The sequence below is a fragment of the Streptomyces sp. NRRL F-5126 genome (genome assembly GCF_000721265.1).
Classification (GTDB): Bacteria; Actinomycetota; Actinomycetes; order Streptomycetales; family Streptomycetaceae; genus Streptomyces.
In genome coordinates this window covers 475,242-495,576 of record NZ_JOFZ01000004.1, presented here as the reverse complement: position 1 = coordinate 495,576, position 20,335 = coordinate 475,242, and the positions used below count along the sequence as shown (strand labels likewise).

At 74.1% G+C, this 20,335-nt stretch carries 18 protein-coding genes; 8 read left to right on the top strand and 10 right to left on the bottom strand.

Annotated elements, in window-relative coordinates; genetic code table 11:
* The first annotated feature begins 238 nt into the window (after nt 1-238).
* On the top strand, nt 239-418 hold the full coding sequence (locus IH48_RS0110700; RefSeq protein WP_030902237.1) for a hypothetical protein: 180 nt from the start codon (nt 239-241) through the stop codon (nt 416-418).
* Nucleotides 419-424: 6 nt separating this feature from the next.
* The gene (locus IH48_RS0110695) at nt 425-901 is read left to right on the top strand and encodes a hypothetical protein (RefSeq protein ID WP_030902235.1); all 477 of its coding nucleotides are present in this window, start codon (nt 425-427) and stop codon (nt 899-901) included.
* A gap of 49 nt (nt 902-950) precedes the next feature.
* Here IH48_RS0110695 and IH48_RS0110690 read toward each other — a convergent pair whose 3' ends face one another.
* Nucleotides 951-1,748 (bottom strand): alpha/beta fold hydrolase, encoded by a 798-nt coding sequence (locus tag IH48_RS0110690; RefSeq protein ID WP_037841464.1) that lies wholly within the window; start codon nt 1,746-1,748, stop codon nt 951-953.
* 156 nt (nt 1,749-1,904) lie between these two features.
* On the opposite strand from IH48_RS0110690, the gene IH48_RS0110685 reads away from it, so the two are divergent.
* Together IH48_RS0110685 and IH48_RS0110680 are read left to right on the top strand one after the other, a co-directional pair.
* The gene (locus IH48_RS0110685) at nt 1,905-2,414 is read left to right on the top strand and encodes an SRPBCC family protein (protein WP_030902232.1); all 510 of its coding nucleotides are present in this window, start codon (nt 1,905-1,907) and stop codon (nt 2,412-2,414) included.
* 152 nt (nt 2,415-2,566) lie between these two features.
* The gene (locus IH48_RS0110680; protein WP_030902230.1) at nt 2,567-3,967 is read left to right on the top strand and encodes a SpoIIE family protein phosphatase; all 1,401 of its coding nucleotides are present in this window, start codon (nt 2,567-2,569) and stop codon (nt 3,965-3,967) included.
* A gap of 19 nt (nt 3,968-3,986) precedes the next feature.
* On the opposite strand, the gene IH48_RS0110675 is transcribed toward IH48_RS0110680, so the two are convergent.
* A complete protein-coding gene (locus tag IH48_RS0110675; RefSeq protein WP_030902228.1) occupies nt 3,987-5,480 on the bottom strand; it encodes a hypothetical protein in 1,494 nt (497 codons plus the stop codon).
* Between the two features lie 230 nt (nt 5,481-5,710).
* On the opposite strand from IH48_RS0110675, the gene IH48_RS0110670 reads away from it, so the two are divergent.
* Nucleotides 5,711-6,826, top strand: coding sequence for an aminoglycoside phosphotransferase family protein (locus IH48_RS0110670; RefSeq protein ID WP_030902227.1), 1,116 nt, complete (start codon nt 5,711-5,713; stop codon nt 6,824-6,826).
* A gap of 22 nt (nt 6,827-6,848) precedes the next feature.
* Here IH48_RS0110670 and IH48_RS0110665 read toward each other — a convergent pair whose 3' ends face one another.
* From IH48_RS0110665 to IH48_RS0110655, 3 genes are all read right to left on the bottom strand, one after another.
* Complete coding sequence (locus tag IH48_RS0110665; protein ID WP_030902225.1) at nt 6,849-7,961, bottom strand: hypothetical protein; 1,113 nt, start codon at nt 7,959-7,961, stop codon at nt 6,849-6,851.
* Between the two features lie 119 nt (nt 7,962-8,080).
* Complete coding sequence (locus IH48_RS0110660; protein WP_030902223.1) at nt 8,081-8,581, bottom strand: hypothetical protein; 501 nt, start codon at nt 8,579-8,581, stop codon at nt 8,081-8,083.
* Between the two features lie 119 nt (nt 8,582-8,700).
* Nucleotides 8,701-9,429, bottom strand: coding sequence for an alpha/beta fold hydrolase (locus tag IH48_RS0110655; RefSeq protein ID WP_051839518.1), 729 nt, complete (start codon nt 9,427-9,429; stop codon nt 8,701-8,703).
* Nucleotides 9,430-9,537: 108 nt separating this feature from the next.
* Here IH48_RS0110655 and paaK point away from each other — a divergent pair, with 108 nt between their 5' ends.
* Nucleotides 9,538-10,836 (top strand): phenylacetate--CoA ligase PaaK, encoded by a 1,299-nt coding sequence (gene paaK, locus IH48_RS0110650; RefSeq protein WP_030902220.1) that lies wholly within the window; start codon nt 9,538-9,540, stop codon nt 10,834-10,836.
* 20 nt (nt 10,837-10,856) lie between these two features.
* Here the strand turns inward: paaK and IH48_RS0110645 are convergent, their stop codons facing one another.
* A complete protein-coding gene (locus IH48_RS0110645) occupies nt 10,857-11,972 on the bottom strand; it encodes a calcium:proton antiporter (RefSeq protein WP_030902217.1) in 1,116 nt (371 codons plus the stop codon).
* A 51-nt stretch (nt 11,973-12,023) separates the two neighbouring features.
* Nucleotides 12,024-12,791, bottom strand: a complete 768-nt coding sequence (gene map / locus IH48_RS0110640; RefSeq protein ID WP_030902215.1) for a type I methionyl aminopeptidase — start codon at nt 12,789-12,791, stop codon at nt 12,024-12,026.
* A gap of 94 nt (nt 12,792-12,885) precedes the next feature.
* Here map and IH48_RS0110635 point away from each other — a divergent pair, with 94 nt between their 5' ends.
* Together IH48_RS0110635 and IH48_RS0110630 are read left to right on the top strand one after the other, a co-directional pair.
* Nucleotides 12,886-13,152 carry a helix-turn-helix domain-containing protein gene (locus tag IH48_RS0110635; protein WP_030902214.1) on the top strand — a complete coding sequence of 89 codons (267 nt, stop codon included), beginning with the start codon at nt 12,886-12,888 and terminating at the stop codon, nt 13,150-13,152.
* Nucleotides 13,153-13,401: 249 nt separating this feature from the next.
* Complete coding sequence (locus IH48_RS0110630) at nt 13,402-15,204, top strand: serine hydrolase domain-containing protein (protein WP_030902210.1); 1,803 nt, start codon at nt 13,402-13,404, stop codon at nt 15,202-15,204.
* A gap of 13 nt (nt 15,205-15,217) precedes the next feature.
* Here the strand turns inward: IH48_RS0110630 and IH48_RS0110625 are convergent, their stop codons facing one another.
* The 3 genes from IH48_RS0110625 to IH48_RS0110615 all read right to left on the bottom strand — a co-directional run bounded on the left by IH48_RS0110625 (nt 15,218) and on the right by IH48_RS0110615 (nt 20,231).
* The gene (locus IH48_RS0110625; protein ID WP_030902208.1) at nt 15,218-16,759 is read right to left on the bottom strand and encodes a phytoene desaturase family protein; all 1,542 of its coding nucleotides are present in this window, start codon (nt 16,757-16,759) and stop codon (nt 15,218-15,220) included.
* A gap of 116 nt (nt 16,760-16,875) precedes the next feature.
* Complete coding sequence (locus tag IH48_RS0110620) at nt 16,876-19,320, bottom strand: serine/threonine-protein kinase (protein WP_030902206.1); 2,445 nt, start codon at nt 19,318-19,320, stop codon at nt 16,876-16,878.
* Nucleotides 19,302-20,231: an oxygenase MpaB family protein gene (locus IH48_RS0110615; protein ID WP_037841461.1), complete on the bottom strand. Its 930-nt coding sequence runs from the start codon at nt 20,229-20,231 to the stop codon at nt 19,302-19,304. Before IH48_RS0110615 ends, IH48_RS0110620 begins: the two co-directional genes overlap by 19 nt.
* Between the last annotated feature and the right edge of the window lie 104 nt (nt 20,232-20,335).

Sequence of the window (20,335 nt, the reverse complement as noted above, 5' to 3'; positions counted from 1 at the left end):
GCCGGGGGAACGGGGGCACCGCGATGACCGTGACGCGTCCGCATGCCAGGAGCGGCTGCCGCTCGCCGCGCTCGGTCCGCTGGACAGGTCGCTGCGCGACGTCGACCGCGCGACGACGGGCAGTGCGCTGACGCACGCCCTCGGTGCGGCGGCCACCGCCTCGACGACGGCGGCGGAATCCGTCGGGTCGGCCGACACACCGGACGACGCCATCGCGGGCGGCACCCGGCCGGCCCAGGTGCTGCGCGACCTCGGCGACGGCCTGCGAAGCGCGCGCGGCAAGGGAGACCGGTGCGCCATCTCGCCGCGCGTCGAGATGGGGACGGGCGCCTACCTCCAGTCGGTACGGGACGCGCAGAAGGCGCTGTCCACGCTCGGCCGCACGGCGCCTGAACGCCCGGCGCCGGGCGTGCTTTGATGCGGTGTGGCGGATGACGGCGAGGGACACGGCGGCTTCGAGGCCGCCACCGGCTACGGCCCCCCGAGGGCGGAAGCCGCGCCCCGCGGCCGCGCCGCCGAGGTGCGGGTGGCGTACGAGGGGCTCCGCCAGATCCGGCGCCTGACAAACGCGGGCTCCGGCGATCCCGCGGGCGCGCCCGCCGCCTGGGAGCGGCAACGTCCGGTACGCGCGGTCGCGCTCGCGCTGGAGGCCGCGGGGATCCCGCCGTCGGCCGTGGACGACGCGGGGTCCCGCACGGCGACGGGCTACGCCGTACGGGAAGGGGACGGCCCCGGCACGGCGCGGGTGGAGTGGCTCGGCCCGGCCGGCAGCGGCGCGGCGCTCGAGGAGGAGGCAGCGCTGACGCGGTGCGCTGACGCGCTGGAGCGCCTCGGCTGGGAGGCGCTGCTGTACAGGGGGCCGAGGCGGCGCCGGTACCTGGAGGTCGAACCGGCGCGCTGAGCCGCCGGGTCGCCTCGTCACCGGCACGCCGCCTCACCGGCACGCCGCGTCAGGGCCGTTCGGCCCGGGCGAGGTGCGCGACCAGCAGTTCGGTCACTGCCGCGGGCTCCTCCACGACGGCGAGATGGCCCCCGTCCACCACGTCGAGGCGCGCGCCGGGGATCGAGTCGGCCAGTTCGCTCCCGTGCGACACGGGCGTCGCCACGTCTCCCGCCCCGGCGACCACCTGCGTGGGTGCGGTCACCGCGGCGAGCCCCGCCCGCTCGTCGAACGCGGCGAGCGCGTCGCAGCAGGCGGCGTAGCCCGCGGGGTCGGCCGCCGCGTGGTCGGCGAGCAGCGCGGCGCCCCGCGGCGTGGTGGCGGTCTCGGGGTGGGCGAACCAGCGGGCCGGCGCCGTGGCGGCGACCGGCGCCATCCCCTTCTCCCGCACCAGCGCGGCCCGCTCGCGCCAGGTCCCCGCGCCGCCGAAGTGGGCGGAGGTGCACACGAGTGCCAGCGAGGCGATCCGGTCGGGGTGGTGGACGGCGAGATACGTGCCGACCGCGCCGCCGAGCGAGACCCCGGCGTAGTGGAATCGGTCGAGCCCGTGCCGGTCGGCGAGGTCGAGCACGAGGCCGGCGAGGTCGGCGACCGTGGTGGCGCCGGGTTCCTGATGCGGCAGCAGCGATGCCGGGGAGCCCCCGTGGCCGGGAAGGTCGTACCTGATCACCCGGTGGGCCCTGGCGAGGGCGGCGAGTTGCGGGATCCAGAGGTCGAGCGAGGTGCCGAGGGAGGGGCCGAGGAGGAGTGCCGGGGCGTCCTCGGGGCCGGTGGCTTCGTGGTGGAGAACAGGGGCGTTGTCGGTCACCTGCCCATCCTCTCAAGCGGCCGGTCCTGGCCGGAGGGCGCGGCGGCGGGAGCGGTGCGGTGGGGTCTCGCCGCTGGGCGGCCTGTACGGGGAAGGTGCCGTCCGCGTACCGTCGGCCCGAAGCGTTACTCGCCAGTAGGAACGATCGGAGCCCTCATGCCACGCACCCTCACCGTCTCGGACAGCGTCGTCGTGGCCCGCGCGCCGCTGGCCGTCTACGAGCAGGTCAGCAGCGTCTGGCGGATGGGCGAGTGGAGCCCGGAGAACCTGGGCGCCCGGGTGCGCGGCGGACAACGGGCGGCCGAGGCCGGGATGGTGTTCGACGGGCGCAATCGGCGGGGCGTCTTCAGCTGGACGACCCGCTGCACCGTCGTGGCCGCGGAGCCGGGCGAACGGTTCGTGTTCGCGGTGCGCGCGATCGGCCTGCGCACCCCCCGGCTGCGCGGCCCCATCGCCACATGGGAGTACCGCTTCGAGGCGGTGCCCGGGGGCACGCGCGTCACCGAGACGTGGACGGACGACCGCACGCGCTGGCCCGATCCGGTCGCGAACGCCTTCGACCGGATCGCCACACGCGGGCACACGTTCGCCGCCTTCCAGGCCCGCAACATCGCCACGACGCTGCGCAACCTCAAAGCGGCCCTTGAGCGGCAGCGGAATCAGTGACGTCGAGGGATCCGCAGACGCCTCTGGCATATGCTGCAAGCACCCGTATGCCGAGTGTCGCCAAACGGCTTACGCGTCACAGGCGCGTGTGTCAGAGTCGGTACGGTCCCGTCAGCCAGAGGCGCACGAGCGCGCCCGTATCGGAGAACGAGATGCCGTCCCCCCTCTTCGCGGAGCATTCCACCCCGCCGCCGGGCCGGGACACGGTGGACGCGCTCATCACGCAGACGCGCCTGCTGCGCGGCGAGGTCGACGCGGTACGCCAGGACACGGCGCTGGACGAGGACGACGCGCTCTGGCGCTGGCAGCGCGCCCTGTGCGATCTCGCGGTGCACCAACTGGACGATCTCGGGGCCCACTTGGACCAGCTCAGGGCGGGGCGGCCCGGCGGCGCGGCGGGCGAAGGACCGCCCGCCGGCGCGGGCGCCACCACGTCGGGGACGCTGACCGGCCGGGTCGGCAGCGCCGAGTGGGACCTGACCACCGACGAGGTCAGCTGGTCCGACGAGCTGTTCGGCATACTCGGCCGGCCGCGCTCCAGCGGCGCGCTGTCCCTGGACGAGCTGCCGTCCCTGGTGTTCGCGGAGGACCGGGCGCTGCTCACCGCCATGGTGACGGGGTGCCTGATCGACGGCAGCCCGATCGACGGCGAGTTCCGCGTGGTCCACGGGGACGGCCAGGTACGCACGGTGCACATGATGGGCGAGCCCGTCCTCGACGGGTCGGGCCGCACGGCGTCCATGTGGGCCGTCCTACGCGATGTCAGCGACCTGCGCCGCGGCGAACGCACGGTCAGGGCGACCCGCGACTCGATCGTCCGGGACGGCGCGTCCGCGAAGCCCGGGGACACCGAGCAGCCCGCAGCGGCGAGACGGCCGGCGCTCGGCATGACGGCGCAACAGCTCCACCGGGAGTACGCGCCGCACGCGGCGCTGGATGTCTCGGCGTACTGCCCGCAGGGCGGGGGCGGGCCGCTGCTCGGCGGCGGCTGGCACGACGTGTTCGCGCTCCCCGACGGCGACATGCTGCTCGCCGTCGGCGACCTCATCGGGTACGGCGCTTCGGCCGCCTCGTCCCTCTCGATGGTCCGCGGTGCGCTGCGCGGCATGGCTGTGGCGGGGGTCGGGCCGGGACCGCTCCTCGGGCATCTCGGCCACCTCGGCGACGCCCAGGACCAGCCGGCGCTCGGCAGCGTGGTGTGCTCCCGCTACCACCCGCCGGCCAGGGCGTTCACCTGGGCGGGGACCGGCGGTCCCGCGCCGCTGCTCGTCCGCGACTCCACGGCGCGCGCCCTGACGCCGCCGGACGGCACACCGCTCGGCGCGGCCCCCGGCGCCCCGTACGGGCAGTCCGGGGTCCGGCTCCTGCCGGGCGACGTGCTCGTGCTGCACACGGAGGCGCTCGCCGCCGACGCCCCCGCACGCCTGCGAGCGCTCGCCGCACGGCTCACGGCCGCACCGTCCGCGCGCGAGTGCGCGGCCGTCGTCGCGGCCGCGTTCGACTCCACGCCGCACACGGACGACGCGTGTCTCCTGGTGGCCAGGGCGGCGTAGGCGCCCGCGGCCCGCACTGCTACGCGCGTACGCCGCGGGAGCGGGACGGCGCCTTCGCGAGTGCCTGCGCCATGTCGTCGCGCAGGTCGTCGACCTCGGCGCTCCCCGCGTACCTGCCGGTGAGGCGGTACATCTCACGCAGCCGGTCCCAGGTGCGGTGCGACGAGGTCTCCCCCATCGACACCAGCGCCAGGCGCGCGTACCGGTCGGCCTCCTCGGGGTCGTCGGCGATGAAGCAGGCCGACGCCATCGACAGGTAGTCGAAGATCGTGGACCTCTTGCGGCCCTGCGCGCGCAGGTCGAGCGCCTTCTTCGCGTGCTTCCTCGCCGTACCCGCCGCCTCGGAATCGTGGTCGGCGAGCGTGCGGTACGCCAGGGCCTCCATGCCGTGCAGGTCGGCCTCGTCGAACAACTCCATCCAGCTCGGCGGCTCGTCGCCGTCCCGGTCGGAGACGAACAGCTCCTCGGCCTCGCCGAGCGTGCGCCGCATCGCCTTCCCGTCACCCATGGCCGCCTCGGCCCAGGCCTCGATGGTGCGCAGCATCGCGCGCGTCCTGGGCAGGGCCTGTTCGCCCGAGCCCGAGGAGGCGAGCTTCATCAGGTCGAGCGCGTCGTCGGGCCGGCCGAGATGGACCATCTGACGGGCGGCCCTGGACAGGGCCTCGCCGGCCCTCGGGCGGTCGCCGCCCTCGCGCGCCGCGTGGGTGGCGATGACGAAGTACTTCTGCGCGGTCGGTTCGAGGCCGACATCGTGCGACATCCACCCGGCGAGTACCGCGAGGTTGGCGGCGACGCCCCACAGGCGGCGCTGGATGGAGTCGGGGTGGCGGTAGGCGAGCATGCCGCCCACCTCGTTCAGCTGGCCCACCACGGCCTTGCGCTGGAGTCCACCGCCCCTGGCGGCGTCCCAGGCGCGGAACACCTCGACGGAACGCTCCAGTGCGTCGATCTCCTGCGACCCGACGGGGGCCGCCTCGTAGCGGTCGAAGCCCGCCGGGTCGGCGCGCAGCGGCTCGGCGGTCGCGGGGGCGTCCGCGCCGAGTACGGGGTCGGCGTGCAGCCAGTCGTGCATGGAGCTGGTGAGTGCGGAGCCTGCGGTGAGCGCGGCGCCCGCGCCCACCAAGCCGCGTCGGTTGAGCATGAGGTCCATTCCCGTGAATTCGGTGAGGACCGCAGCCGTCTGCTCGGGCGCCCAGGGCAGGCCGCCGGGGTTGTCTTCCGTCGTCCCGGCGTCCCGCCGTTTCCTCGCGCGCCCCGTGCGTACGAAACCGAGGTCCTCGATGGTCACGACACGACCGAGCCGCTCGGTGAACAGAGCCGCGAGCACCCGCGGCACGGGATCCCTCGGGGTCTCCCCCATGTCGATCCACCGCCGCACCCGCGAGGTGTCGGTGGACAGTTGGGGGTGGCCCATGGCCGCCGCCTGCCTGTTCACCAGCCTCGCGAGCTCGCCCTTCGACCAGCCGGCCAGGCCGAACAGGTCGGACAGACGGGTGTTGGGTTCTCCACTCACAATCAAGCCCCCAGGTTCTCGGCTGACTTGACAGTAGCCCGCCGGCAGGTGCGTCGCGACTATTCGCCAGGGTTCGCCAGGGTGCGCCAGATGGTGTGCCACCGGTGGCCGGGTGTCGGGTAGGAGTGCGCCATCCCGCCCCGGCGGCCGGCCGTACTCCCCAGGGTGCGGATGGGCACCGGGGTGGCGGCGCACGCAACGTGTCGGCACACGAAGGGATCTGTCCCCCCATGTACACAGCATCGTCCTCCGTGTCCGCCCCGTCCGGGTCGCAGCGCTCGGTCATCCCCGGGGGCGGACCGTACGCCGCTCCCGGACAGGCAGGCCGGGTACGGCGCCAGGCAGGCGCGGGCACGCCCCGGGTCAGCGGCAGGCTGGACCTGTCGGGCCCGCAGGGCGCCCAGCTGCGGATGGCGGTCGCGTCGGTGCACCGCATCTGCCCCGACTTCCACCCGGCGCAGGTGCTGCGGCGCAGCGGCCGTTCCGTGCTGCTCGTCGGGTCGGCCGGCCGTGCCACGGTGGTGGCCAAGTGCCTGCTCGACCAGTCCCCGGTGTGGGTCGAACGGTTCAGGCACGAAATAGCGTCGTACCGCGCGTTCGTCAGGAACCGCCCGCCAGTGCGCGTCCCGCGCCTGGTCGCGGCCGATCCTGCGGGCGGCGCGCTCGTCCTGGAACGGATCCCCGGCCGGCCGGCGGCGCTCGCGCGCCACCCGCTGCAGGCACCGCCGCGCACGGACGTCCGCGCGGTACTGAGCGCGATCGCGGGGCTCAACACCTGGCAGCCTCCGGCCGGGCTGTTCGAGGCACCGCTCGACTACGCGTCGCGGGTCTCGCGCTATCACGAGCTGGGCCTCTTCACCGACCGCGACCTCGGCGACCTGCAGAAGCTGCTGCACGGCATCGCCGCGCAGCGGCACGGCGCCCGCCAGTTCTGCCATGGCGACGCGCTGCTGTCCAACGTGCTGATCGCGCCGACCGGCCCGGTACTGGTCGACTGGGAGCACGCGGGCTGGTACCTGCCGGGCTACGACCTGGCGACGCTGTGGGCGGTCCTCGGCGACGATCCCTCCGCGCGCCGCGAGGTCAGCAAGCTGGCGCAAGCGGGCGGGCCTGCCGCACGCGACGCCTTCCTCGTCAACCTGATGCTGGTGCTGACGCGCGAGATCAGGATGTACGAGACGGCCGTGCAGCGCACGCTGCGGGAGGCCCCCGCGGTGGGCGGCCAGGTGGCGCAGACCCAGAGCGGCCTCGCACCGGGCGAGGAGCAGCGGCTGCTGCTGCGGCGGCTGCACGACGACTGCGCGCTGGCGCGGCGCGCCGTGCGCGCCGCGGTCGGCACCCGGTGAGGCCGCCGCTGATGACGGTGTGTCAGTAGCGCAGGACGGCGGCGATGCGGCCGCGCTCCGCAAGGCTGCCGTCCGGCAGGAAGACCACCTCGGCGCCGCTGTCGAGCGCGGCCTCGACGAGTTCGTCGACGAGGTCGTCGCGCACGTCCGGCCATGCCACGGCCGCGTCCTCGACGGGCAGCAGGTGCCCGTCGTCCACGCGCACCGTGACGTTGAAGTGCTCTTCCAGGGCGACGAGTTCGACGCGCTTCTCGCGCACGGACTCCCATACCTCGTCCAGGCCCGCGGCGAAGGCACGGCGGCTCTTCGCCGCGTCCAGCCTGGCGAGCACCTCGGTGCGCTCGCGGCGCGCGTGCTGGTCGAGCAGCGGTCGCAGTTCCCGCAGCAGCACGGGGGCGGGGCCTTCGGTGAAGCCGCCTTTGACGAGGCGGCCGGCGGCCTGGCGCGTGGCCGCGTCGCCCGCCTGCTCAAGCAGGGCGAGCGCGGGGGCGAGGCCCACCACGTACAGCGGGCGCGGACGGCGGGCGAGCACGGTGGCCACGGCCGAGTCGACCGACCTGAGGAAGCGGCGCGTCTCCTCGTCGCGGAAGGTGCTCGGGGTGTCGCCGACGCGTTCCTCGCGTTCGACGTCCCATTCCGACGGCGGCGGGGTCATCGGGAACCCGTCGCCGGTGTGCTCGTGCAGGCTCTCTCCTCCGCCGCTCCACAGGGTGGCGCGGTCGGCGGAGACACCGAGGACCCAGTACGGGTGGGACTGCGCGGTGGCGGCGACGAGGTTGCGCGTCAGGTAGGTGTCGCTGAGGACGACGGCCTCGGGGACGGTACGCGGCAGGTACCAGACGCTGTGCTCGCCGCTGTCCGCGAGGATCAGCAGTCCGTCGAGCGACCTTCGCGTGTCGACCTCCGCGACGGCCCGGTCGAGCTGCTGCCTGACGGCGCCGCGTGCCGTGCGCGACACGTCGGAGTCGGCCTCCAGCCTGCGCACGCCCTGGGCGAGGAGGTTGCGCAGGCGCACGCCGTCCTGCTCACTGCGCGGATCGCGGCGGTGTGTCGGCATCGTGAGCGACACGGCGGGGTAGGAGCGCGGAGCGCGCAGTTCCCGCAATGCGTCCGGGGTCAGTGCGTCGCCGTCCATGCTGTCCCTCCGCTCGACAGGGCCCACCGCTCGGCAGAGTCTCCGGCGTGCCTCCCATTGTGCGGTCAGCCGCCGCGTCCCGCAGGACGGCGGGTACCGGACGGACCGGGACGAGCGGTTCAGCCCTGCTGGAACAGCTCTGCGGGCAGCGGCTTGAGCAGCGCGTAGAGGTCGTCCGTGATCGGGCGGTCCCAGCTCGCGATGGTGACGAGGACGTTGTCGCTGCGGTCGAACTGCACGCAGGAGACGCGGTCCTCCGACAGCTTGAGGCGGCGCACGATCAGCAGGTTGTCCCCCTGCATCACCGGGGAGTCCTCCGCGCCCACGACCTCCACCGGCTCGTCGTTCTCCAGCGCGAGCAGCAGCTGGGCGACCTCGAAGGGGACCTGGCCCTCCGAGAGCTCACGAGCCGGGGATCCCTCGGGAAGGTTCCCGATGATCATCGCGGGCCCGCGGCCGCCGAACAGGTCGTACCTCAGGAACACGCCCTGGCAGGTTCCGTCCGGCGCGGGAAGCAGTCCGGCGCCGAGGTTGCCCGGCCAGTCGCCGGGGTCCATGGCCAGGACGTCGAAGTCGGGGCCGGCGGGCGTGGCTGCGCTGCGGCGGCGGAGGAAGGACATCCCCCCATCGTACGGGTCCTGCCGCCTGCGCAGGAGCCGGGGCGGCCGTCGCCGGGCCCGTCAGGAGCCGCCTCGGCGGGCCGGGAAACGCACGGGCGCGGGAGGGGCGTCGGGACGCTTCAGACACCGAACGCGGCGAGCGCGTCGAGGAATGCGCGTGGTTCCCGCGCGTGCACGAGGTGGCCGGCGTCGATGGTGACGAGCCGGGCGCCCGGGATGCGCTCGGCCTGCCGGGCGCAGCCCTGCTGCGGGAACGGGCTCGACGGGCCGCCGGCGACGATGAGCGTGGGTGCCGCGATGCGGGCGAGTCCTTCGTACCAGGCGGGGTCGGGCGCGTTCAGTGCCCGGTCCACGGCGGGCACGACGGCCCAGTCGAACCCGAGCGGCCCCGCAGGACGCTCCGCGGGCGGGCGCGGCGGGTCGAGCGGCAACAGCGGTGGGCTCTCCTCGAGCACGAGGCGGCCGACGAGGCCCGGTGCGTCCTGGGCAAGCAGCGCTGCGGCGAACCCGCCCATCGAGTGGGCGACGATGTCGGCGCCGGTGAGCTGGAGCGCGGTGAGGAAGCCGCCGAGGTCATCGCGGAAGCCGGGCAGCGAGTACCGGCCGGGCCAGTCACTGCGGCCGTGGCCGCTGAGGTCGAGTGCGAGGACGCGGCGGTGGTTCGCGAGGGCGGCAGCGACGGTGGCCCAGTCGAGGCTGTCGGCGGTGCGGCCGTGCACGAGGACGACCGGCGGGGTGCCGTGCTGGGCGCCCCGGATCCGGTAGGCGAGGCGGAGCCCGTTCGCCCGTACGGTCAGGGGCGCGGGGGCGCCCGGCGGGTCCGTGTCGTGGATCGCTTCCGGCGTCATGGTGCGATGCTCGCACCCCGCCGAACTGTTGACGGGGCGCCGCAGTCGCTGGATAACGTGTCCCACGGCCGCTCAACCGAATGATCGGTCGACGGAAGGGAGCGTCGGATGGCACCTCTGCTCGACTCCGGGGAGCGGCTGACCCGCGTGGAGCTCGAAGAGCTCCAGCTGCAACGGCTGCGTGCGACCCTGCGGCACGTCTACGACAACGTCGCCTTCTACCGTCGCGCGTTCGACTCGGCGGGCCTGCGTCCCGAGGACTGCGAGAGCCTGGCCGATCTGGCGCGCTTCCCCTTCACCGCGAAGGCCGACCTCAGGGACAACTACCCGTTCGGCATGTTCGCCGTCGAGGAGTCCGAGGTGCGCCGCATCCACGCGTCCAGTGGGACGACGGGTCTGCCGACGGTCGTCGGGTACACCGCGCGCGACCTGGACACCTGGGCGGACGTGATGGCGCGCTCGATCCGCGCGGCCGGCGGGAGGCCCGGGCACAAGGTGCACGTCGCGTACGGGTACGGCCTGTTCACGGGCGGTCTCGGCGCGCACTACGGCGCCGAGCGGCTGGGCTGCACCGTCATTCCCGCGTCCGGTGGCATGACGGCCAGGCAGGTGCGGCTGATCACGGACTTCCGTCCCGAGGTCATCATGGTGACGCCTTCCTACATGCTGACGCTCCTCGACGAGTTCGAGCGGCAGGGTGTGGACCCGCGGTCCACGTCCCTGAAGGTGGGCATCTTCGGTGCCGAGCCGTGGACGGAGGCGATGCGGCGGGAGATCGAGGAGCGCTGCGGGCTCGACGCCGTGGACATCTACGGCCTCAGCGAGGTGATGGGCCCGGGTGTCGCACAGGAGTGCGTGGAGGCCAAGGGGGCGCTGACCGTCTGGGAGGACCACTTCTACCCCGAGGTCGTCGACCCCTTCACCGGGGAAGTGCTGCCCGAGGGCGAGGAGGGAGAACTCGTCCTGACGTCTCTGACGAGACAGGCCATGCCGGTCGTCCGCTACCGGACGCGTGACCTCACCCGCCTGCTGCCGGGTGACGCGAGGGTGTTCCGCCGCATGGCCAAGGTGACGGGCCGCTCCGACGACATGGTCATCCTGCGCGGGGTGAACCTCTTCCCGACCCAGATCGAGGAGATCGTGCTGCGTACGCCGGCCGTCGCACCGCACTTCCAGTTGCGGTTGACGCGCGAGGGCAGGCTGGACGCGCTGACGGTACGGGCCGAGGCGCGGGCGGACGCCACGCCGGAGCAGCGGGAGGAGGCGGCGGTCGCGATCGCGGCGGCGGTCAAGGAGGGCGTGGGGGTCTCCGTCGCCGTCGAGGTGGTGGACCCGGAGACGCTGGAGCGTTCCGTGGGCAAGATCCGGCGCATCGTGGACCTGCGGCAGGAGGCGGCGCGCGGCTGACACCCGCCGGACCGGCCGCGCTACGGGCTGATCGCGAGGAAGACGAATGCCGCGCACAGCACGAGGTGCACGCCGCCCTGGAGCATGGTGGCGCGGCCGGGCAGCACGGTGAAGGCGCCCACCACCAGCGTCAGCGCGAGCAGCACCATGTGGGTGGCGCCGAGCCCGAGCACGAGCGGGCCCTTGATCCACACGGTGGCGAGCGCGATGGCCGGGATCGTCAGCCCGATGGAGGCGATGGCCGAGCCGTACGCGAGGTTGAGGCTGGTCTGGACGTGGTCGCGGCGTGCGGCCCGCACGGCCGCCAGCGTCTCGGGCAGCAGGACGAGCAGCGCGATGACCACGCCGACGACCGCCTGCGGCAGCCCGGCCGACGAGACACCCGACTCGATGGTCGGCGACACGGCCTTGGCGTCCCCGACGACGGCCACGAGCGCCACGAGCAGCAGGCCGAGGCTCACCAGCGCGGTGCGTCCCGTGGGTGGCGCGCCGTGCTCGTCGCCCGCGCTCCCGTCGGGCCTGCCCTCGTCGGTCACCGGCAGGAAGTACTCGCGGTGGCGCACGGTCTGCACGGTGACGAACAGGCCGTACACGGCGAGCGAGGTGAATGCGGCGAAGGCCAGCTGTGTGCCGGAGTAGCGCGGCCCGGGCGTGCTGGTGGTGAACCTGGGCAGGACGAGTCCGAGCGTGGCGAGTGTGCCGACGGTTGCCAGCGCCGCACCGGCCCCTTCCGCGTTGAACACGGCGACCCGCCGCCGCAGGGCGCCGAGCAGCAGGCAGGCGCCCGCGATGCCATTGCAGGTGATCATGACGGCGGCGAAGACGGTGTCGCGGGCGAGCGAGTGGCTCTCCGAGCCGCCGTCGATCATCAGGGTGACGATGAGGGCCACCTCGATGAGGGTGACGGCCACGGCCAGGACGAGTGACCCGAACGGTTCGCCGACCCGGTGTGCCACCACCTCGGCGTGGTGGACGGCGGCGAGTACCGCACCCGCGAGGCACAGTGCGATCAGGGCGACGGCGAACCCGGGGATGCCTTTCCTGCCCCAGCTCAGGACGAGTGCGACCACGGCGACGAGCGGCACGGCCACGGTCCACCGGGACAGCAGGGGGCGCAGCACGGAACGCGTCGTCATGGTCGACACGCTGCCAGAGCCCGGCCCTTCGCGCCCGTCGGCGGTGGGGCCCTACGGGCGCCGGGTGAGCACGAGCGGGCCGGTCTCGGTGATGGCGACGGTGTGCTCGGAGTGGGCGGTGCGCGAACCGTCCGCCGAGCGGATCGTCCAGCCGTCCGGATCGAAGACGATCTTGTCCGTTCCCGCGGCGAACCAGGGCTCGATCGCGATGGTCAGCCCGGGGCGCAGCTTCCAGCCGCGACCTGGGCGTCCGTCGTTGGGGATGTGCAGGTCCTCGTGCATCGTGCGGCCGATGCCGTGGCCGCCGAACTCCAGGTTGACCGGGTAGCCGTACCGGGCGGCGACCGCGCCGATGGCTGCCGAGATGTCCCCGAGCCTGTTGCCCGGCAGGGCCACCTCGATCGCGGCTTCCAGGGCGACCTCGGTGGCCTCGATGAGCCGCAGGTCCTCGCGGGCCGGGGTGCCGACGACGACGGAGTGGGCCGAGTCCGCGGCCCAGCCGTCGATGGCCACGGCCATGTCCATGGACAGCAGGTCCCCGTCGCGCAGCTTGTAGCTGTGCGGCAGGCCGTGCAGCACGGCGTCGTTGACCGAGAGGCACACGACGTTGCGGAACGGCCCCCTGCCGAACGACGGCGCGTAGTCCCAGTAGCAGGACTCCGCGCCGCGCTCCTTGATCCGGCGGCGGGCGTGGTGCTCCAGATCCATGAGGTCGACGCCCACAGCGGCGAGGCCGCCCAGCTCGGCCAGCACCTCGCCGACGAACCGTCCGGTGACATGCATGCGTTGGATGTCCTTGGGGGACTTGTGCTCGATCACCGTGATCCTCGACTTCCCGGAGTGCCAGAGAGGTATATTTATACCAGAGGGCGAGGTGGTTGCCGCCGAAAACCGGCGGCTTTACCATGTGCCCATGGTTCGCCACCCGCTCGCCCCAGAACAGATCGAGGCGGGCCGGCGCCTCGGGGCGGCCTTGCGCTCCGCCCGGGCCGGACGCAGCCCCGTCGAGATCGCCCTGGCGGCGGAGATCTCGCCCGAGACCCTGCGCAAGATCGAGACGGGCAGGCTGCCCACGCCCGCGTTCGGCACCATCGTCAGGCTCAGCGAGGCGCTCGGCGTACCGCTGTCCGAACTCGCCCTCGCCTGGCGCACGGACCCTGCCCTGAGCGAAGCCTCCTGACGCTGCGGCTGGAGGTCACTCCCACCGGCGCGCACGGCGCCGACAGCCGGCCACCCGGGACAGCCGACAGGGTCGCCCCGCGCCGCCCTCGCGAGAACGGGGTGGCCCGCGCCGCGCATGAGTACGCGTACCCGACTCCGTGTCACAAGACACGGGGACTCGCGGTGCGAGGGTTGACAGCCGCGCCCTGCCGCAAGAAAGTTTCAGCTGTTTGCGCAGTCCCGAAAGATACTTTCAGGGAGGGCTTGGATGTCGGAGGACCATGTCATCGCGGGGAGATCGGTGAGCCGCCGCCAGTTCGCGGGCGCCGCACTGGCGTTGGGCGGCGCCCTCGCCGTGGGCCCGCTGCCGTTCGCCGGTACGGCAGCCGCCGCGCCTACCGGGCACGGGCGGCAGCGCACCACCACGCTGCGGCACGGTTCCGCACGCGCGGCCGGCCTGCTCGGCGACCAACTCGACGAGCTGGTCACGGCCGCGGAGCGCTATCTCGGTCCCTCCCCCACCCACCCGTACTACGCGGGCGCGGTGCTGCTCGCCGGGCGCGGTGGCACCGTCGCGCTGCACCACCCCATCGGCAAGGCCGTGCGCTACAGCGGCTACGACGACAAGACCGACACCGGCATCGAGTTCCCGCCCCAGCAGCAGATCGACGCCGCCCGTGACACCGTCTACGACCTGGCGTCGCTGTCCAAGCTGTTCACCTCGATCCTCGCGGTCCAGGAGGTCGAGCGCGGCCGCCTCGACATCGAGTCGGCCGTCGCGCACTACCTGCCCGAGTACGCGGGCGGCGGCAAGCAGGACATCACCGTCCGGATGCTGCTCACGCACACCTCGGGCCTCCAGGCCGACCTGCCGTTCTACGACGAGCCGGACCGGGCCGCGAGGCTGCGGCTGCTCATGGACGAGGCGCCCGTCAATCCGCCCGGCACGGTCTACCTCTACTCGGACCTCAACATGATCTCGCTGCAGCTTGTGCTGGAGAAGATCAACGGCAGGCCGCTGGACGCGCTGGTGCGCACGAGGATCACGACACCCCTCGGCATGACCCGCACGCGCTACAACCCGCCCGCCTCCTGGAAGCCGAGGATCGCCGCGACCGAGGACGAGCGGCCGCCGTGGTCGGCGCTCACCCGTGGCCTCGTCTGGGGCGAGGTGCACGACGAGAACGCGTACGCCTTCGACGGCGTGGCAGGCCACGCCGGGGTCTTCTCGTGCGCCTGGGACCTCGCGGTCCTCGCGCGTACCCTGCTCAACGGCGGTGCCTACGGCAGGGCCAGGATCCTGCGGCCCGACTCCGTGAAGCTGATGTTCACCAACTTCAACACCGCGTTCCCGGGTGACGAACACGGCCTCGGCTGGGAGCTCTACCAGCACTGGTACATGGGCGCCATGGCCACGCCGCGCACGGCCGGCCACACCGGGTTCACCGGCACCAGCATCGTCATCGACCCGACGAGCGACTCGTTCCTGATCGTGCTCGGCAACTCCGTGCACCCGGTGCGGAACTGGCGCACCGGCAGCGCACCGCGCGTCGCGACGGGCGACCGGATGGCGCGTGCCGTCGCCGTCACGCCGCCCGACGGGCACGCGGCCTGGTTCTCGGGCATGGCGAGCGCGTCGACGGCCACGCTGACGCTGCCCGACCTGGCGCTCTCCTCGTCCCGCCCCCGTTACGAGTCGTCGCTGTGGTGGGACACCGAGCCGGGGTCGGACTTCGTCTTCCTGGAGGCGTCCACGGACGCCGGTGCGACCTGGAACCCTGTCCCGTTCACGACTTCGGGCGGCGGCGACCCGGCGCAGGAGCACACCGCGGGCTCGGCCACCGGGTGGTCGGGGCGCGTGTGGCACCGGCTCTCCGCGGACCTCACCGCCTGGCGCGGCAAGCAGGTGCGGCTGAGGTGGCGGTACGGGACCGACCCGCTGTACGTGGGACGCGGCGTGTACGTGGCCGGGCAGCGCGTCGACGACGGCGCCCGTACCGCGTTCGACGACAGGCGCAGGGCGGACGCGTCCCGTGTCAGCGCGGACGGCTGGACCCGGTCACGCACCTGACGGGCCGAGCCGGTCACCTGCCGAGTACGGCCATCGCCGCGTTGTGTCCCGGCACCCCGCTCACTCCCCCGCCGCGCACGGCGCCGGCCCCGCACAGCAGGACGGCGGGGTGCGCGGTCTCCACGCCCCAGCGGCCCGTGTCCGCCGCCCTGTACGGGAAGGACAGGTCGCCGTGGAAGATGTGGCCGCCCGGCAGGCCGAGTTCGCGTTCCAGGTCGAGCGGGGTCTTGGCCTCCACGCAGGGGCGGCCGTCGGCGTCCGTGGCGAAGCAGCCGGCGATGGGTTCGGCGAGCACGTCGTCGAGGCGGCTCAGCGTCGCGGTGAGCAGCCGCTCGCGCGCGGCGTCGTTGGCCGCGTCGCCGCCGGCGAACAGCCGGGCGGGGGTGTGCAGCCCGAACAGCGTCAGGGTGTGGTGCCCCTTGCCCGCGAGACCGGGGCCGAGGATCGAGGGGTCCGTCAGGGTGTGGCAGTAGATCTCGGAGGGCGGCGCCGAGGGGAGCCGGCCGTCGGCCGCCTCCCGGTAGGCGGCGGCCAGTTCGCCGTACCCCTCGCCGATGTGCAGGGTGCCGGCGAACGCCTCCCGCGGATCGACGGACGTGTCCTTGAGACGCGGCAGCCTGGTCAGCACCATGTTGACCTTGAACTGCGAGCCTTCCGCCGGTCGCGGCTCCTGCTCGCCGAGCAGGGCGGCGAGCGTCCGCGGCGACGCATTCACCAGGACGTGCCCGGCCCCCACCGTCGACTCGCGGTCGCCGGCGCGGTAGGCCACCTCGGCCCGGCGCCCGTCGGTGTCGATCCGCACCGCCTCGTGACCGGTGGCGATCTCGGCGCCTGCCGCCCGCGCGGCGCCGGCCAGCGCGTCGGTCAGCGCGCCCATGCCGCCGACGGGCACGTCCCAGCTTCCGGTGCCGCCGCCGATGACGTGGTAGAGGAAGCAGCGGTTCTGCACCAGGGAGGGGTCGTGCGCGTCCGCGAACGTGCCGATCAGCGCGTCGGTGAGGACCACCCCCCGTACGAGGTCGTGGCGGAAGCGGTCCTCGATCGCGACGCCGATGGGTTCCTCGAACAGGGCGCGCCAGGCGGCCCCGTCGTCGATGCGCTCGCGCAGCTCGTCGCGTGTGGGCAGCGGCTCGGTGAGCGTCGGGAAGACCCGCTCGGCCACGCGCGTGGTCGCGCCGTAGAACTGCTGCCACGCCACGTACTCCGCGTCGCTCCCGGTCAGCTCGGCGAACGAGGCGCGGGTGCGGCTCTCCCCCACGAGCAGCCCGCCGTCGCCGTGGGGCGTGTACGACGAGACGGGCCTGCGGCGCACCTCGAACCGCAGCCCCAGGTCGGTGCGGATCTTCTCGGGGAGCAGCGACACGAGGTAGGAGTAGCGGGACAGCCGTGCGTCCACGCCGGGGAACGGGCGGGTGGACACGGCGGCGCCGCCGGTGGCGCCGAGGCGTTCGAGGACGAGGACGGAGCGTCCCGCCCCGGCGAGATAGGCGGCGGCGACCAGTCCGTTGTGGCCGCCGCCCACGATCACTGCGTCGTACGAGGAATGTGCGGGCATGGCCCTTCGTAACACGCGGATCTTCGGTGGCCAAGGTGGCGCGGGCGTTCCGGTGCCGTGGGGGTGGTCCCGTGGAGGGGTGCCGTGCGCGTGCCGTGCACATGCGGGCCGACGGGTCAGGCCGTTGCCGGGCCGCGCCCAGCGCGCAGGGCGGCGATCCTCGCGCGCAGCCGCCCGGCCTCCGCCGTGCGGCCCAACTGCTCCAGGCAGCGCGCCTCGTCCCCCAGGGCGGTGAGCGTGTCGGGGTGCGCGTCGCCCAGGACGCGCGTCCGGGCGGCGGCGACCTCGCGGTACTCGGCGAGCGCGTCGTCCCAGCGGCCGAGCCAGCCGAGCGCGACGGCGACCTCGCGGCGGCTGACGAGGGTGTCGAAGTGGTCGGGGCCCAGGGCGCGGCCGCGTACCGCCGCGACGTCGCGTGCCTCGGCGAGCGCCTCCTCCCAGCGGCCGAGGCGGCCGAGGTTCACCCCGTAGCCGTGGCGGGCGCGCAGCGTCTCCTGGTCACCGGGGCCGCCGAGGCGCGTGCGGTCGGCGGCCAGTGCGCGGAACTGTTCGAGGGCGTCCTGAGCGCGTCCCAGCCTGCCCAGGCAGATGCCGATCTCGTAGCGGGCGGCGAGCGTGTCGCGGTGATCCGCGCCGAGGACGCGGCCGCGCGCCGCGGCGACCTCGCCGTAGCGGTCGAGCGCCTCCTGCCAGCGGCCGAGCCGGCCGAGCGCGTAGGCGGCCTCGTAGCGGCTGACGAGCGTGTCGGGGTGGCTCTCGCCCAGCTTCCCCGCCCGGGCGGCCGCTACCTGCTGTGCCATGGCGAGCGACTCCTCGGTCCTGCCGAGCCTGCTCAGGCTGAACGCCAGGTTGTGGCGGCAGCGCAGGGTGTCCGGGTGGTCGGGGCCGAGGGTGCGCTCGCGGGAGGCGAGCAGCGAGGCGTACACCTCGTGGGCCTCGGCGTGGCGGCCGAGCCTGCCGAGGACGTGCGCCGTCTCCTGCCGTGCGGCGAGCGTCTCGGGATGGTCGGGGCCGAGAACGCGCTCCCTGCCCTCGGCGACCTCCGCGAAAGCGGCGAGTGCCTCTGCGTGCCTGCCCGTCCTGGTGAGGGCGTAGGCGGCTTCGTGGCGGCTTCCGAGGGTGTCGTGGTGGTCGGGGCCGAGCAGGAGTGCGCGTTCCGCGGCGAGGGCGCGGTGCGCCTCGCCGGCCTCGTCCCAGCGGCCGAGGCGCCCGAGGCGCAGGGCAGCGCCGTGCCGTTCGGCGAGGTCGGCGAGGTGTTCGGCGTTGGGCCGATCCGGGGTGGACGGTTCGGGGGCGGGCCCGGGGGGCTCGGGGGCGGGCCGCCCGGGTGGCATGCCGGGCGCGGCGGGCTGCTGCTGACCTGGCTGCTCGGCGCTCGTCCAGAGGCCGGTGAGCCCCTCCACGGGCCCGGGCCGCGGGTCGCGCGCGGCGGCCGTGCCCGCCGCGAGGCGGCCGGCGGTCATGCCGTGCGTCCACGCGGGCAGCGCCGTGTCTCCTGCGGCGGAGGCGGGCGCGGGCGCGGGGACGGAGGCGGGCGCGGGGACGGAGGCGGGCGCGGGGACGGAGTCGGGCGCGGGAGCGGGCGCGGGTCCGCGTGCCCCGTGGCTCGGCGTCACCCAGGCGCGCTCCCCGGTCCAGCCGTCCGCCGGCTGGGGCGGTGCGGCGGTCCAGGCGGCCGGCGCCGTCCCGCCGGGTGCGGCAGGACGGCCTCCGGGCGTGCGCGGAGCCGCGAGCCTGCGCCGCAGTTCGGCCGCCTCGGCGGGCCGGTCGTCCGGTTCCTTGGCGAGCAGGTCGAGGATGAGGGAGTCGAGGCGGCCGGGCAGCTCGGGGCGGTGCTCGCGGGGCGGCTTCGGCAGCGTCTCGCGGTGGCCCACGATGACGGCCCAGGCATCACCGAGGTCGAACGGCGGCGCACCGGTGGCCAGTTCGTACAGGACGCAGCCGAGGGAGTACAGGTCGCTGCGGGGGTCGACGTCACCGCCCGCGATCTGCTCGGGCGACATGTAGTGCGGCGTGCCCATGGCCATGCCGGCGTTGGTGAGCTTGGACGTGAGGCCGACCTCGCGGCCGAGGCGCGCGATGCCGAAGTCGCAGATCTTCACGGTGCCGTCGGTGAGCCGCACGATGTTCGCCGGCTTCAGGTCGCGGTGCACGATGCCCTGGGCGTGGGTGTACGCCAGGGCATCGGCGACCTGGACGGTGATGTCGAGTACGTCGGCGACGGGCAGCGGTCCGGCACGGTCGGCGATGAGGCGCCCGAGGTCGTGGCCGTCGAGCAGCTCCATCACGAGGTAGAGCACGCCGTCGTCCTCGCCGAAGTCGTGCACGACGGTGACGCCGCGGTGCTGCAGCTGTGCCGCCACCCTGGCCTCGCGCCTGAATCGCTCCCGCAGGACGCGGGTGTGGGCGGCGTCCTGCTCGGGACCCAGCGGCTTGAGGCACTTGACGGCGACCAGCCTGCCGAGCGCCTCGTCGCGGGAGCGCCACACCTCGCCCATGCCGCCGCGCCCGATCAGTTCGAGCAGTCGGTACCGGCCCTGGATCAGCCTGGTTTCGGCCATGGCCCGCTGTCGCCCCCGTCGCTTCGCTGGTCGCCTCCCGGCCCGTCCAGTATGGCCGTGCCGCGGCGTACCGAGCCGTAAGGGTCCGGCCTGGCCGCGGGCCCGATCCTGGCCACCGCCTTGAGGATGTGTTTCGGCGGCAGCTGCCACCTCACGGTTGACGGCACGAGCCGCAGCAGGTTGCCTGCGACGGTGAGCCTGCGGTCCACCGCGGCGGGTGCGGGGGCGGGCCGTCCGTACAGGGCATGGGCGTAGCGCGGCAGCGCGTCGTACGCGAGTCCCGCGACCCTGCTCCACAGCAGGGCGCGCGCCGGGACGAGCGGGGCGGGCACGGGCGGGTGGCGCAGGAAGTCGTCCACCTCGCGTGCCTCGGGGCCGCACGCCAGGGCGGGCGCCATCCGATGCAGGTAGGCGTCGAGTTCGGCCGTTGTGGCGGGCACGTCGGCCGGATCGAGCCCGACGAGGCGGGCGGCGCTGCGCTGCTCCGCGACGTACCGGTCGGCGGCCGCGTCGTCGACGGGCAGTCCTGAGCGGCGGGCGAGCCTGAGGTAGGAGTCGATCTCGGCGCAGTGCACCCACAGCAGCAGTTCGGGCTCGTCGACGCCGTAGCGTTCGCCGGTCGCCGGGTCGGTGGCCTTCAGGCGGCGGTGGATGGAGCGCACGCGCGCGCCGGCCTTCTCGGCAGCCGTGGTGGTGCCGTAGCTGGTGGCGGAGACGAACCGGGCGGTGCGCAGCAGCCTGCCCCACGCGTCGTTCCTGAAGTCGCTGTTCTGCGTCACGCCGCGGACGGTGCGCGGGTGCAGGGCCTGGAGGTAGAGGGCGCGGATGCCGGCGATCCACATGATCGGGTCGCTGTGCAGCTGCCAGGTGACCGATTCGGGGCCGAACAGGCCGCTGTCGGTGTCCGCCATCGCCCCTCCCTGCCGTGTGACGTTGCCGCGTCCGCCTCGCCCGGGGCAGCCGCCGGAGCCCCGGCGGCCAGCGTACGACCCGCACGGGCCCGTCCACACGGCGG